This is a genomic window from Ferruginibacter profundus (assembly GCF_054783275.1).
Genome location: NZ_BAAGQW010000001.1, coordinates 974,649 through 988,000 on the forward strand (window position 1 = coordinate 974,649; position 13,352 = coordinate 988,000).

The following is a 13,352-nucleotide window of genomic DNA, read 5'->3' on the forward strand; positions in this document are numbered from 1 at the left end:
ATCACCATCATAATAATCTGTGTTCAAAAAAATAACCGCCGCAGGCGGTATAAAACGGGGACGCAGATGGTCATGATAATTATGATGTGCACAGATAAAATCATAACAGATCATCATCATCATAGTAATCTGCGTTCAAAAAAACAACCGCCGCAGGCGGATAAAACAGGGAACGCAGATGGTTAAGATAATTATGATTTGCGCAGATAAAATCATAACAGATCATCATCATCATAGTAATCTGCGTTCAAAAAAACAACCGCCGCAGGCGGTATAAAACAGGGAACGCAGATGGTCATGATAATTATGATTTGCACAGATAAAATCATAACAGATCATCACCATCATAATAATCTGCGTTCAAAAAAACAACCGCCGCAGGCGGTATAAAACGGGGACGCAGATGGTCATGATAATTATGATTTGCGCAGATAAAATCATAACAGATCATCACCATCATAGTAATCTGCGTTCAAAAAAACAACCGCCGCAGGCGGATATAAAAAAAGGAATCTAAGTATGGCAAAAAACTTATTGATAGTAGAAAGTCCTGCAAAGGCAAAAACCATTGAAGGCATCTTAGGAAAAGACTTTGAAGTAAAAAGTTGTTTCGGGCATATCCGTGACCTGGAGAAAAATGATATGGGTATTGATATTGCTAATAATTTTCAACCCAAGTATATTATATCTCCCGATAAAACCAAAGTGGTCAATGATTTAAAAGCGTTAGCTAAAAAAAGTGATGAAGTGTGGCTGGCATCGGATGAGGACCGTGAAGGAGAAAGCATCAGCTGGCATTTGGCAGAAGTATTGAAATTAGATCCTAAAACCACCAAGCGTATCGTATTCCACGAAATTACCAAGCCCGCCATTCAGAAAGCGGTGGCCAATCCACGTACCATTAATATGGACCTGGTGAATGCACAGCAGGCCCGCCGTGTGCTGGACAGGATCGTGGGTTTTGAATTAAGCCCGGTACTATGGCGCAAGATCGGTATGAAAGGTGGACTGAGTGCCGGCCGTGTACAAAGCGTGGCGGTAAAATTAATTGTAGAAAAAGAAAGAGAGATCAACCAGTTTACACCTGTTAGCAGTTTTAAAATAGAAGCCTCGCTGGCAGCAACAGATATCAATAACCGTTCGGTAAATTTTAAAGCCGAAGGCAGCAAGTTTAACCAGGCTGCTGATGCAGAAAAGTTTTTACAAAGTTGCATTGGTGCTAAATACACCGTTAAAGATATACAGGTAAGGCCGGGCAAACGTACACCAGCAGCGCCGTTTACCACTTCTACCTTACAACAGGAAGCCAGCCGTAAATTAGGTTATGGGGTAAGCAAGACGATGTTACTGGCACAAAAGCTGTACGAAAGTGGTAAGATCACGTATATGCGTACGGATAGTGTGAACCTGGGCGAAACGGCAATGGATGCCATAAAAAAAGAAATAGGTAAAAGTTTCGGCGATAAATATTTACAAATACGCAAATACAAAAACAAAAACGAAAGTGCACAGGAAGCGCATGAAGCCATTCGCCCTACCTATATGGAAAATAAATCGGTGGATGATTACGACCTGAACCGTTTGTATGAATTGATATGGAAGCGTACGATCGCTTCGCAGATGGCAGATGCAGAACTGGAAAATACCACCGCTAAAATAAATATCAGTACCAATGGCGAAGATTTAACCGCCAGCGGACAGGTAATAAAATTTGATGGCTTTTTAAAAGTGTACCTGGAAAGCAGTGATGACGAGGATAATGAAGATAACGGAGATGAAAGCCGCCTGCCTAATTTAGCTGTAGGGCAAAAATTAGATTTTAACCAGATGCTGGCTACAGAAAGATTTACCAAACACAGCGCCAGGTATACCGAAGCATCGCTGGTAAAAAAACTGGAAGAGCTGGGCATCGGCCGGCCGAGTACCTACGCTCCCACCATTTCTACCATTATTAAAAGAACTTATGTAGAGAAAAAAGATAAGGAAGGTGTGAAGAGGGATTTCAGGATCATGAAGCTGAAGGACGACAAGATTGTAAAAGTAACCGAACAGGAAAATACCGGTGCAGAAAAAAATAAATTATTCCCTACCGACCTGGGTTTGGTGGTAACAGATTTTTTAAGCCAGCATTTTACGCAGGTGATGGATTATAATTTTACTGCCGAAATAGAAAAAGAGTTTGATGAAATTGCCGATGGCAAGATTGTTTGGAATACGATGGTGAGTGATTTTTACACCCCCTTTCACGAAGGAGTTGAACATACTTTAGAAAATGCAGAACGTGCCGTAGGTGAAAGAGCATTGGGTATTGACCCCGAAAGCGGCAAACCCGTTATTGCACGTATGGGCCGCTATGGCCCGATGGTACAGATAGGTGTAACCGAAGGCGAAGAAAAAGCAAAGTTTGCCAAACTGAAAGCCACGCAGAGTATTGAAACCATTTCTATTGAAGATGCGCTGGAACTGTTTAAACTTGGCGCCCCGCTGGGTGAATACGAAGGGCAGGAAATAACGGTGAACATTGGACGCTTTGGCCCTTATGTAAAATTTGGTGATCAGTTTATTTCTATCCCCCGTGGTGAAGAGCCGGGTACGGTTGACCTGGAAAGAGCCATTGCACTCATTAACGAAAAGCAGAAAGCGGATATGCCGGTGGCAATGTATGAAGACAAACCGGTAACCAAAGGCAAAGGCCGCTTTGGCCCCTTTATTAAATGGAACGATATGTTCATCAACATTCCCGTTCGGTATAATTACGATAACCTTTCGCAGAACGATATTAATGAACTGATACAGGCTAAGATTGTAAAGGAAGCCAACCGGGTTATCAAGGCTTTTCCTGAAGATAAGATCACTATTGAGAACGAACGCTGGGGTGCCATTATAAAAATGGGCAAAAAGAAATACAAATTAACCGGCGGCGGTGCTAAAGGCAAATACACGCCGGAAGAATTGCAGGCCCTGGAAATTGATGATGTAAAGAAAATGATATTGCAACAGGAACCGAAGGCTTTTGATAAAAAGGCCCCGGCAAAGAAGGCGGCATCTAAAGGGCCGAAGAAAACTGCGGTAAAAAAAGCTGCCCCAAAGAAGAAGTAATGAATCTCCTCCACCCATGGCCGGTGTGTTCACCAACCATAATGTAACAAGAAATAAATAGTAGCCCGGCAGTTTGCCGGGCTACTATTTTCCCTGCTGCCCTTTTTGCGTTTATCCGTTTACTTTAGTGATCACATAAGGGCAATAAGCGCATGCCTTATCACCTTCCTGAAAATACCACCTGCAGGTATTGCGTATAGAACAAGCGGGTAAATGCGGATGATCCTCATGCCATCCCGGGTTTAACGTCATTATTTTTTTGATGACCCCGCATGTACCATTACTCCATTGGCGGCACCCGGTTTTTGCACATGCAGCACTAAACCGGAATGATTTTTCCAGCACCACATCGTTACCACCGGCTTTTTCAATAAAAGTTTCATCTATTGTAAGCGGCGTATCAATGTACCCTACCACTCCGTTGCTGTTGACCACGCCTAATAAGGTGGCCCCGGGTTTAGCTACAGCACTGGGGCAGCTTTTATTGCCTGCTGATTTCATATACAAGGATCATTTGGTTATTGTAACCTGTTTATAACCATTGATGGCTATTTCCGGGATGGTTTTAAATGCCTGTGCAATAAAACCGTTAATCAAATCGGGATGCTTAATGCCCACATACGGGCCAGCCGGATGATTCCTGGCATAGTCGGCTAAAACACTGTTGAGCAATGCGGCTTCAAGCGCTTTTTTGGCAGCAGCAATCTGGGCGGCAGTTAGTTTTATATTCTGCAGCGATACTTCAAATTTTACAACGTCTGGCATAATTTAATTTTTTAGCATGATGAATAATAGTACTAAGTAAAAAAATGACCGGCAACAAAAGAATGACGGTGATCAACGAAACATATGACTATTATTCTACAAGTAAAGCCGGTAAGGGCTTTTGCTGTGGCTGACGCACCACCGGCAGGAAGGGAAATATGTTGTATTTTTATTTAAAGCGCACTCATGATAACCCTGAATTATACCCTCACAAAAGAAGACTATTTTAATTTTTATTACCAGGCAGGCTGGCTTAACCCGTATAAAAAAAAGAAAGCTATAAAGACAGCCATTACAAGATTTCTTTCTTTTGCTGCCATGCTGGTATTTGTTAAACTGTTATCAAAGCATGGTACATTTGATTCTTTTTTCTATTACAGTATTTCCCTGCTGGCCTGTATATTTATAGTTCCCCTGTTTTCAATATCCGGCAATTACAGAAGACTGGTAGCTTCAATTACAGACAATCCCATGAATGCTCATTTTTTTGGAGAAATGCAAATTAATATTGCAGAGACCGGGATATTTACCAGGGGTGAATTTGCCGAAACAAAATTCCAATGGCCCGGCATTGTTAAAAAAGAAGAAAATAAGGATTATTATTTCCTGTATTTAAATAGTGAGCAGGCTATACTGATACCTAAAAGAGCATTTAAATCTGAAACGGACAAACAGCAGACAGAAAAAATTTTTGGCCAGCATATTTCTTTTAATGCCGAGGTTGGGCATTTGGTGAAAGATTAGCCTATCCCCTGCTGCAGCCTGCCGGCTTTTAGTGAAGCAGCGAAAGTGTTTTATTTGATTGGTGGCAAACCGGCCTGTGAAAAAAGCTACGATAAAAAAGAAGTAGAAATTTTATTGAAACAGATCAGAAGCCCCTATCATTGGAGTAGTGTTTTTTTATCGGTCCACCTGCAAATTAAAAAAGATAGTACATTGCATTTACGCCAAAATATAAAACCATGACCATACCAGCATTTATAGCCACCCAACCTGCAGAGCGGCAGGAATTATTAACCCGGCTGCATGAAATTATTATACAGAAAGACAAAACCGTAACACCCGTTATTGCCCCGATGATGGGCAAAGAGATGATCATTTATAATGCGCCGGGAACTTTTAAGTACGGGCTTGCCAGTGTAAAAAATTATATGTCGTTGCACGTACTGCCTATGTATGGCTCGCCTGTGATATACGAAAAATATAAAGCGCTATTGAAAGACGCCAGCTTTCAGAAAGGCTGCATTAATTTTAATACTGCCGCTGAAATACCACTAAAAATTGTAAAGGAGCTGATTGCTGATTGCGCAAAAATTGACCTGCGTGCTTTAAGAGAAGAACAGCTGAAAGCGAGGGCTAAAAAAACAGCGGTAAAAAAGGTTGCGGCAAAGAAGAAGTAACGATTGTATTGGAATATTGTTGAAAACGCTACCTTGATTGAATGACGTTTTTTATTGCCTTATTTTCAAAATAAAAATTACAGTAAATTGCATTGATGCTAGCATAAATACACTCGTTGTAAGCAAGTTTTTAGCGACACCCTAAAATTTGAAGATGAGAAAGATATTCTTCGTACTGTTATTAGCATTTAACTTCAATTTCTCTATTGGCCAGACAGTGTTAGACACTGACGGTTTAAACAATCTTAATAATGTTTATCTCTTTTCCTTAAAAGAATATTGCAAATCTTTGGATTCTACTAAGTCTAAAGTCGTTTATGTTAGAGATGACCATTTTATTGGTGACAGCTGGCCGAAAAAAATCCTGGGCTTTGACATAAAATATTTGGAAACAGACAGTCAGTATGTAAGTGCGATTAATGAAAATAATGGAAGCACAACTATCGTTGGTATTACTCCATTCGATTTCAGAAAAGGTGAGTTCTCTTGCGGAATAATTCCTTTTTCCGCAACATAAAAGAACAACAATATTAGTATGGGGAATGGAGGTGGTTTAACTATATATTTTGCGTATGACCCAAAAAGAAAAGGGTTGATTTATAAAAGAAAAAAGTGGTCAGGCATTTAAACCTGTTTACAACAAAAGTATTTGCAAAAGCAGGGCTGGACATTATAATATCAGCAAAGTGCAAGCATCGGCAGCGGTTCGGGCTCGACGTTCAGTGTTCAGCTTTAATTCATAACTTCAACAACATATTTTCAATTGGGCATTTGTACCGGGTTGGGCAATCAATGAATTCCCTGCCTTCGCAAATACTCGAACGTTAGCCGCAACTTGCACAACTAGCCTATAATAACAACGTGATAAAAATATTTTCCTACATACAAGAACTGGACTGCTTTATAGTTGACCCAACGTACAAGAAAATCGCTGACCAACTCGGATTAACTGAATGGAATGAAGTAGTCTGGATTGGACGATTCTTTACATTAGACAACGACTACGGCGAGCACTGGTTTGACAACTGGGAGTTGCAAACGCCCTTAGAACTAAGAGTGAAAGAACTGGGACTTGACACCAAAGAACTGTTCATCCTGAACCCCGACCGTTTTAAGAATGACCACGACGGTCCATGTCATACACCAGAAGAACGGGTGATGTTTTGGAAGGACGTTTTACTGTCACTGCATCTTAGCTATGAGACCTTATTCAGAGAGGCAAGAAAACTCAATGAAGAAAGAAAGGAATTTGATCCTGAAGATTACATTGCTGACCTCGAAGAACAAATTAAGCAATTGACAGACAAAAGCGCATAATATAGCGTTTGTAAAAGCATCACATACCCTTCGAACGTTAGCAGCTATTTTGTGGAAACCCTACGCTGATGAATCCTACTATAAAACTTTATGTTTAAGCCAAGACTACTTTTGTTTTTATCCATCATACTTTTATTTTGGTCTTGTAAGACAGACAATAAGTATAACTATTCAATAACGGATTTTAGAAGTTCTCTACAACCACGTTTGATAAAAATGGTTGAGAAAGGAATAGTCATGTACAGCGACAGTGCCTTCAGAAAAATGGTTACTGATGAGGAACTGGAGCGTTTAGGCAAGTCCGAGCATCCGATACTCAGAGCAGCGGCTTTCAGAGAAATGTTGAGGCGTACATCCTTTGACCATTTTGACATTATAATAAAACATCTGGATGACACCGCCCTTGTTTTCACAGATGGTGGTGAGTTTGGCATTTGGGACCGAACTGTATCAGACGACATTTTGCGGGAAGCAAAGTGGAAAACCAAGGCCGAAAAAAACAAAACAGTTGACGAAGTTCTTACTAAGCACAACTACTTGCGGTCAGCTTATATTATTCTGCCAGGCCTAGAGCCTCAAGAAAAATATTATCAGTTCATAAAAAGCATGGCGACACGTCCAAGACGGTTAGACCCATATGAAGGTTACGAATTGGGCTTTGGCGACATTGAATATGCACTTTACGGACTTGCCAAGTTTAAGAAAAAGCAAGATGCAGAAGTTATCAAGAAAAGGCTAATGGAGCATGTTTGGCGATTAAGTGACATATCATTTCAGTTCATGGCTGAATTTCCGGATACAGCCTATTTTGATGTTTTGCAAACTTATTACCGCAGACAGTTTTATAAGTTTTCAGGAAACAGACCTCATGGGTTTACAGGGTATGCAGCCGACAGAGCCGCCCCTGAAGATTTTATTAAAGCGTTGGTAGTACAGCAAACCGACAAGAGTGCAAAATTATTAGACACAATGCTTACTTCCCTACCAAAGCAAACCTGTCTGCCAGACAAAGAAAATATTATCAGTGACGTTGTAACTGCTATTTGGGAACATCCCTGTCCTGCTTATGTAAAACTCAGAGAAAAAATAAAACCAAAAGCAAAAGAAATTTTGAAATGGCGCATAAGTATACCAATAGACACTTCATATCAAACGCAAAAGGACACGACTGAAAGAAAATTTCGCTGGTATCCTTAAATAAAAAGCTGCCTACAAAAGTATTTGCAAAAGCAGGCCCGGACATTATAACATCAACTCTGTGCAGGCATCAGCAGTAGTTCGGGCCCGACGTTAAATTTTCAGCTTTAGTTCTTAACTTTAATAACATATTTTAAATGGGTATTTGTACAGGGCAGACGGCAATGAATTCCCTGCCTTAAGAAATACTCAAACGTTAGCCGCCATATTACACGACCGCTATGACATTTGAAGATTTTAAAACACATTTTGAACAATTCAGCAAAATTGACACCGCTGAAAAACTTGCTATTTGTCAGAACCAATATGAAAAACATCTTTTACACATTGAAGACGAACAATTTTTTGAACCTCTAACACAAAGTTTAGGTGACGACATAATAAGTCAATATGAGAAAAATCTGAATAACATTTTCCTTTTCGACAAAATCCAAGTCAATCAATTTTACTTTTTGATAAGACCGTCATTTGAGCCAGAAAACTTATTGACACTTGAATACCAAAAAGACGGATACTTGTTGACACATACAACTTTGACTAAAAATTATTGGGCCTTATTTTATGCCGACAATAAAATAATAGATGTTCCAAAAGTTACAGTAAAGTCTGAATTGAATAAAAAAACCGGAGATATACTTTTTTCGCTGCTTGACAACACCATCATTGATGCGAGACAACCAAAGGCAAATGGTTTTACTTTAGACGGCGTTGTTTATAGGTTATCGAAACTTTATAGCGAGGGACAGAGAATTGTTGGTAAGCACTCACCAAGCGACACTTCAAAATCTGGAAAAATTATTGGAATCATGCAAGAACTAATAGACAACATTGAATATTTGGACGACACTACCCTTTCAAGCATAAGTACAAAAATTACAGACCTGCAAGATTGACCAATACAGCGGCTTACATGCAGTTTTCTGCAATTGGGGCATAACATTAAACAATCATCGGCAGTGCATATATCCCTGCTTTATATTCGGCGGACGGAATACTGGCAGTAGTTCTTAACTTCGGCTTTTAGTCATAAATTTGGCGCTGCCTACCGGCAGGCAGGTTTAGTTCCGGGTTAACAGTTGGTCAATTCCCCTATTGCGAAAAGCCCCGAACGTTACGTGCCAGCATAAAGAAACATCCTGCTTAAAATGAAACATTGGACTTACTTACTTTTATTAACAATAAGCTCTTGCAACAATCAGCATCAAAAAGTCAATGGCAGTGACACATCGGTTTCTGCTAAGCCTTCAACTTTTACAGGCGTCAAAAAAGACATTTGCTGGGCAGGAACTTTAAACAGTAAGACGCCTGTTTTCATTCACTATCAGCTTGATAGTAATTTAATCATTGGAGAAATCACCTATTTAAACACCAAAGACAAACTACCAATTAAGCTTTTAGGTACAATTGAAGAGGATAAAAGTTATAGGCTGTTAGAGTTTGACAACACAGGAAATATCACAGGTGTTATTGAAGGCAAACCGGCAGACAAGTCTTTTAGTGGACTTTGGGTTTCACCTAAAACTAAGAAAGAACTTGCAATGACGCTTTCTCAAAAAGACACATTAATAGTTAGCCCGAATCTTAAGCCAGACGAAACTAAAATTTTCGGAAACTACCACTACCAATATGGAGAAAATGGTTACAATGGAGACTTTGATATTAGCAAAGCAGGAAACAACAAAATTGCTTTCAACATACTTTCCCTGACAAATGTTGAAAGAGGGCCAAACATTGCTGAAGTTGAAAAAGACACCATAACTATGGCAGGCAACAGTTTTATTTACAAAATTCCGGGCAGTGATAGTTGTGAATTTAAAGTAATTTTTTATAACGCCTTTGTTTATATCAACTATACGAAAGGTTTTTGTGAAAGCCAGTTTGGACTTAATGCAACAATTGACGGCATATACTTAAAGACCAGGTGAAAATGCCGAACACAAAAAAAGTTTTTGGGCAATTAAGACATTACATTGAAGCAATCACCGGCAGTTCAATTTGGCATCATATCAGGCAAAACGTTATTAATTTAGTTACGTACAAATCATCAATTTTTACGTATACATTCAGCCCTGCCTACCGGCATGCAGGTTCAGTTCCGGGCATACAGTTGGCTAGTTCCCCTACTGTACAAAGCCCCGAACGTTAACAGCAATATTTATGAAGCTTTTTATTACTATACTAATTCTATTTGTGCCATTTTTAATTTATGGCCAGTCGTTTAATTTTACAAAAATTAAAACTGTTGCTATTGACTCTTTAAGAAAAATTGACCATGCAAACAAAATAAAGCACACTTACACAATAGATATTTCGGAAGACTATTTCCCAAACAGAACAAAATTTGCTTTAGCGCAACCAATAATTTATGGTAAGAAAGTTGATAATTTCAAAAATGAAGTATCCTTTTTTTATACCAAAGCCGACTCTTTAGTTAGATTAATTGAATACGAATGGGAAGGCGATGAAAATGCTACGGATAGTGCATACTATGAAATTGTAAAGAAGAACAAGGAGACCATTTCAACTTATTTCAATACCATGCCAAATGAGATTCCCGAAACGGAAACAAAAGCGGCAAAATCAATCTGGGAGAATGAACTTGTATTTGTTCAACAGCTTATAATGCCAGGTCTTCAACGAATAAGAGTTTTAGTGAGTTGGAAATAATGCTGTTGCTGGTTGCCGCCAGTCTCTTATGCAAACAGACGGATGCTGTGAATTAATTGTATTTAACCGGCTATTGTTGCGGCATTTTCTATTTTTACCGTTTGCAAAAACTGAACTGCGTGTTGTAAGAGTAGAACAGCTGAAAGCCTGGGTGAAGCAGACTGCGGTAAAGTGGCTGCGGCAAAGCAGAAGCAACAATTGTATTGGAATATGTTGAAGACGCTGCTACAAATGAGAGGCGTTTTTAATTGCATTATTTTCACATTAAAAATTACAGTAAATTGCATTGATGCTACGATATATCTAAAATGTATAACATCAAAGCGTTGATTATCAATGCAATTTCATTTAACTTGATAGCGTATAATAGCATAAATACACTCGTTGTAGGCAACTCTAAAGTGACACTTTCCTATGGGATATTACATCAGAATTTTAGGTTCACAAAACCCAGACATTCAAGTTGACGAACTAATTCAATCATTAGCCGCAGACGGATTGACTGCAAAGTTTGAGTTTGACCCAACCGAAGAACCAAGCAAGTGGACAATGCTTGACATATTAAACGCAGACGGGGAACCTTTAGCACAATTAGAAAGAAATCCAGTTATTGAAGGTGAATTAGGGCAAGAAGAACTTAATGAGTTTAAGGAAGACATTCAAGACTACAAACCTGCATCTGCAGTAAAATGGTTGACAAATTTCTTTGACAAAGTAAAAGTAATTTACGCTTTTCAAATGCTCAACGCAGCTTTTGATGACGGAAACTTTGAAGTTATTGACAACATTAAAACGAAAATCTGGAACAAGACTAAAGGTATTTTACAAGCTGACAATGAGGGTTTTTCAAATGAAGATGGCCATCATATTCTTTGGCAATTTTCTGATACCGTTACAGGTGACTGGAGTTGTGCAGTAAGAAACTGGTTAGGCAAGTGGGAAAAGTTTGTGATGGACTTAGGCGACACAAATCAAAGGCAAGAATTTCAAGACGGCAAAGTTCCTAAAAAAGCAAAGCGAATTTAAATTGGAAGACGATGAGTATGCCTACAACATTGGGTTTTATGCAAGTTGGTCTTGACCTTGTAACATCAGCTAATTGCAAATCCCAGCTTCAGTTCCAGCAAAAGAATATCTATCAGCTTTTGTACTTAACTTCATCAACATATTCCTGCCTGCCGGCAGGCAGGTTCAATCAGCAGCGGTTATGGGCAGACGTCCGAAAGTATTCGGGATAATTCCCAACCTGCAAAAAGCCCTGCTCGTTGTACGTCACCTTTAAGAGCGTTCCATATGAAATTAAAAAGACTATTTTATACACTGACGGTTTTACTTTCCTGCATACTGCCTGCCAAGTCACAAACTAATTGGAAAAACAGAGAGGATAGTCTTTGGAATTTACTTTACACAAATAAAACAATGGTTATTGACAGCAATAAACGTTGGGAGTTTTTCCTAATGGAATCTGGTTCTTTAGGCGGAATGCAAGTTTGGTTTGATAAGCAAGCTACAATTGACGCTTCTTTTCTAACCGAGGAAAAAATTGAAAGAAAAAAAACTCTTACCCTTATTATTCCTAACAACTACAAATTTATCGAGTCTGGTGAGGAACATTTTAAAGTCTATTTATTGAATTTCTCAAATAAGACACTTTATATTCCTCGAATTGACGCAACTCTGGATAGTATATCCGAATATATCAAAATAGATAACAACTGGTTTCAATTGAGAAAAAACTTACGCTCTTCATGTGGCAATAGCTACTACAAAAAACGAATGCTTCCTAATGAAGCCAATCTTTTTGAAATAGCTTCCATAAATCAAGAAGCAGGGACAAAAGTGTTGAAATACAAACTTGTTTTCAATTATTATGGACGGGAAATTCAATCGAACGAAATTGAGATTAAGCTTTTTGCCAACCAGGTAAAACGTTTTTTATCAGAAGGTACTGACACCTTTCGATAAGGCAGCGTGCAACAAACGTTTTTGGGCAAGTGTGGCTTGACAAACAAATTTGGGCTTTAGTTCTTAACTTCAACTAAACAAAATAATCTGCAGCGGTTCCGGCGGACAGTTGGAAAATTCCACAACAGCCCAAAGCCGTGCACGTTATAGGCAAGCCTTTAAACAGTCTACAAAACATCAACGCATAGCATGACATGAGACAATACGATTTAATTGCAGACAAAATAGAAGAAGTGATTCGCCATATGTTTAATGCTGTACAGACAGAACATTCTAAAGAATTTGCATATTCCCTTTTATTTAATCCAAACAAGAGTCAAACTTGGTTTGTAGTTCTTTTCTCTCCAACAATTTCCAATTTCAAAAAAGCACTGCAAAACGGAACTTGCTATTTACTTTATAGTTATTTGGTTGACAACTTTTCGAATGACGAAGTCCTAACAAATATTGACATCTTTACAAGTTTTGAAATCGGCGACCGACCAATAACAAATGAATCTTACGACACATTCATAACAGCACTTAGCAACAAGTTGGATAGATTACGCAAAACCAACGAATCTGCCGACCAAACAATTTGTAATGACTGTGGTCATGACTTCAATGAACATCAACTCATGACATTTAGGAATGACGAATCCGAAACTGTGAAAGAAGGTTGGATTATGTGCCCGGTAGAAACTTGTACATGTTTTAAAACCTGGAGTGCGAATTATTCGGGTTGAAAATCTCTAATAAATTAGGCTATGCAGGTAATATTGGGTTTTATGCAAGTTGGGCTCTACACTGTAACATCAGACAATTGCAAATCCAGGCTGTAGTTCGGGCAGGACAAACAACTTTCAACTTTAGTTCTTAAATTCAACTTTATATTTCTAATCAGCAGCGATTATGGGCAGACGTCCCGAAAGCATTCGGGATAATTCCCAACCTGCATAAAGC

14 protein-coding genes are annotated in these 13,352 nt (G+C 38.9%); 12 read left to right on the plus strand and 2 right to left on the minus strand.

What is annotated here, in order from left to right; genetic code table 11:
* Positions 1 to 519 precede the first annotated feature (519 nt).
* Positions 520 to 3,099: a type I DNA topoisomerase gene (topA, locus tag ACYVM0_RS04055; protein ID WP_460552843.1), complete on the plus strand. Its 2,580-nt coding sequence runs from the start codon at positions 520 to 522 to the stop codon at positions 3,097 to 3,099.
* A 111-nt stretch (positions 3,100 to 3,210) separates the two neighbouring features.
* Here topA and ACYVM0_RS04060 read toward each other — a convergent pair whose 3' ends face one another.
* Positions 3,211 to 3,600, minus strand: a complete 390-nt coding sequence (locus ACYVM0_RS04060) for a hypothetical protein (protein ID WP_460552846.1) — start codon at positions 3,598 to 3,600, stop codon at positions 3,211 to 3,213.
* A gap of 9 nt (positions 3,601 to 3,609) precedes the next feature.
* A complete protein-coding gene (locus ACYVM0_RS04065; protein WP_460552849.1) occupies positions 3,610 to 3,864 on the minus strand; it encodes a hypothetical protein in 255 nt (84 codons plus the stop codon).
* A gap of 186 nt (positions 3,865 to 4,050) precedes the next feature.
* On the opposite strand from ACYVM0_RS04065, the gene ACYVM0_RS04070 reads away from it, so the two are divergent.
* The 11 genes from ACYVM0_RS04070 (at position 4,051) to ACYVM0_RS04120 (ending at position 13,135) form a co-directional block, all read left to right on the plus strand.
* Positions 4,051 to 4,608, plus strand: coding sequence for a YcxB family protein (locus ACYVM0_RS04070; protein ID WP_460552852.1), 558 nt, complete (start codon positions 4,051 to 4,053; stop codon positions 4,606 to 4,608).
* Between the two features lie 218 nt (positions 4,609 to 4,826).
* Entirely contained in the window at positions 4,827 to 5,264 is a 438-nt protein-coding gene (locus ACYVM0_RS04075; protein ID WP_460552855.1) for a DUF1801 domain-containing protein, read from the plus strand.
* Positions 5,265 to 5,418: 154 nt separating this feature from the next.
* Entirely contained in the window at positions 5,419 to 5,781 is a 363-nt protein-coding gene (locus ACYVM0_RS04080; protein ID WP_460552858.1) for a hypothetical protein, read from the plus strand.
* Positions 5,782 to 6,125: 344 nt separating this feature from the next.
* Positions 6,126 to 6,581 (plus strand): hypothetical protein, encoded by a 456-nt coding sequence (locus ACYVM0_RS04085; protein WP_460552860.1) that lies wholly within the window; start codon positions 6,126 to 6,128, stop codon positions 6,579 to 6,581.
* A gap of 90 nt (positions 6,582 to 6,671) precedes the next feature.
* Complete coding sequence (locus tag ACYVM0_RS04090; protein WP_460552863.1) at positions 6,672 to 7,778, plus strand: hypothetical protein; 1,107 nt, start codon at positions 6,672 to 6,674, stop codon at positions 7,776 to 7,778.
* 221 nt (positions 7,779 to 7,999) lie between these two features.
* Entirely contained in the window at positions 8,000 to 8,671 is a 672-nt protein-coding gene (locus ACYVM0_RS04095; RefSeq protein ID WP_460552866.1) for a hypothetical protein, read from the plus strand.
* Positions 8,672 to 8,923: 252 nt separating this feature from the next.
* Complete coding sequence (locus ACYVM0_RS04100) at positions 8,924 to 9,703, plus strand: hypothetical protein (protein WP_460552868.1); 780 nt, start codon at positions 8,924 to 8,926, stop codon at positions 9,701 to 9,703.
* Positions 9,704 to 9,935: 232 nt separating this feature from the next.
* Positions 9,936 to 10,445 (plus strand): hypothetical protein, encoded by a 510-nt coding sequence (locus tag ACYVM0_RS04105; protein WP_460552871.1) that lies wholly within the window; start codon positions 9,936 to 9,938, stop codon positions 10,443 to 10,445.
* A 414-nt stretch (positions 10,446 to 10,859) separates the two neighbouring features.
* Entirely contained in the window at positions 10,860 to 11,471 is a 612-nt protein-coding gene (locus ACYVM0_RS04110; RefSeq protein ID WP_460552874.1) for a hypothetical protein, read from the plus strand.
* Positions 11,472 to 11,738: 267 nt separating this feature from the next.
* Positions 11,739 to 12,410, plus strand: coding sequence for a hypothetical protein (locus tag ACYVM0_RS04115; RefSeq protein WP_460552877.1), 672 nt, complete (start codon positions 11,739 to 11,741; stop codon positions 12,408 to 12,410).
* Positions 12,411 to 12,604: 194 nt separating this feature from the next.
* Positions 12,605 to 13,135: a hypothetical protein gene (locus ACYVM0_RS04120; protein ID WP_460552880.1), complete on the plus strand. Its 531-nt coding sequence runs from the start codon at positions 12,605 to 12,607 to the stop codon at positions 13,133 to 13,135.
* Positions 13,136 to 13,352 lie beyond the last annotated feature (217 nt).

What these genes read in the sequence shown, in the direction of transcription:
- topA (WP_460552843.1), top strand. Translation starts at nt 520, where the DNA reads ATGGCAAAAAACTTATTGATAGTAGAAAGTCCTGCAAAGGCAAAAACC.
- ACYVM0_RS04060 (WP_460552846.1), bottom strand. Translation starts at nt 3,600, where the DNA reads ATGAAATCAGCAGGCAATAAAAGCTGCCCCAGTGCTGTAGCTAAACCC.
- ACYVM0_RS04065 (WP_460552849.1), bottom strand. Translation starts at nt 3,864, where the DNA reads ATGCCAGACGTTGTAAAATTTGAAGTATCGCTGCAGAATATAAAACTA.
- ACYVM0_RS04070 (WP_460552852.1), top strand. Translation starts at nt 4,051, where the DNA reads ATGATAACCCTGAATTATACCCTCACAAAAGAAGACTATTTTAATTTT.
- ACYVM0_RS04075 (WP_460552855.1), top strand. Translation starts at nt 4,827, where the DNA reads ATGACCATACCAGCATTTATAGCCACCCAACCTGCAGAGCGGCAGGAA.
- ACYVM0_RS04080 (WP_460552858.1), top strand. Translation starts at nt 5,419, where the DNA reads ATGAGAAAGATATTCTTCGTACTGTTATTAGCATTTAACTTCAATTTC.
- ACYVM0_RS04090 (WP_460552863.1), top strand. Translation starts at nt 6,672, where the DNA reads ATGTTTAAGCCAAGACTACTTTTGTTTTTATCCATCATACTTTTATTT.
- ACYVM0_RS04095 (WP_460552866.1), top strand. Translation starts at nt 8,000, where the DNA reads ATGACATTTGAAGATTTTAAAACACATTTTGAACAATTCAGCAAAATT.
- ACYVM0_RS04100 (WP_460552868.1), top strand. Translation starts at nt 8,924, where the DNA reads ATGAAACATTGGACTTACTTACTTTTATTAACAATAAGCTCTTGCAAC.
- ACYVM0_RS04105 (WP_460552871.1), top strand. Translation starts at nt 9,936, where the DNA reads ATGAAGCTTTTTATTACTATACTAATTCTATTTGTGCCATTTTTAATT.
- ACYVM0_RS04110 (WP_460552874.1), top strand. Translation starts at nt 10,860, where the DNA reads ATGGGATATTACATCAGAATTTTAGGTTCACAAAACCCAGACATTCAA.
- ACYVM0_RS04115 (WP_460552877.1), top strand. Translation starts at nt 11,739, where the DNA reads ATGAAATTAAAAAGACTATTTTATACACTGACGGTTTTACTTTCCTGC.
- ACYVM0_RS04120 (WP_460552880.1), top strand. Translation starts at nt 12,605, where the DNA reads ATGAGACAATACGATTTAATTGCAGACAAAATAGAAGAAGTGATTCGC.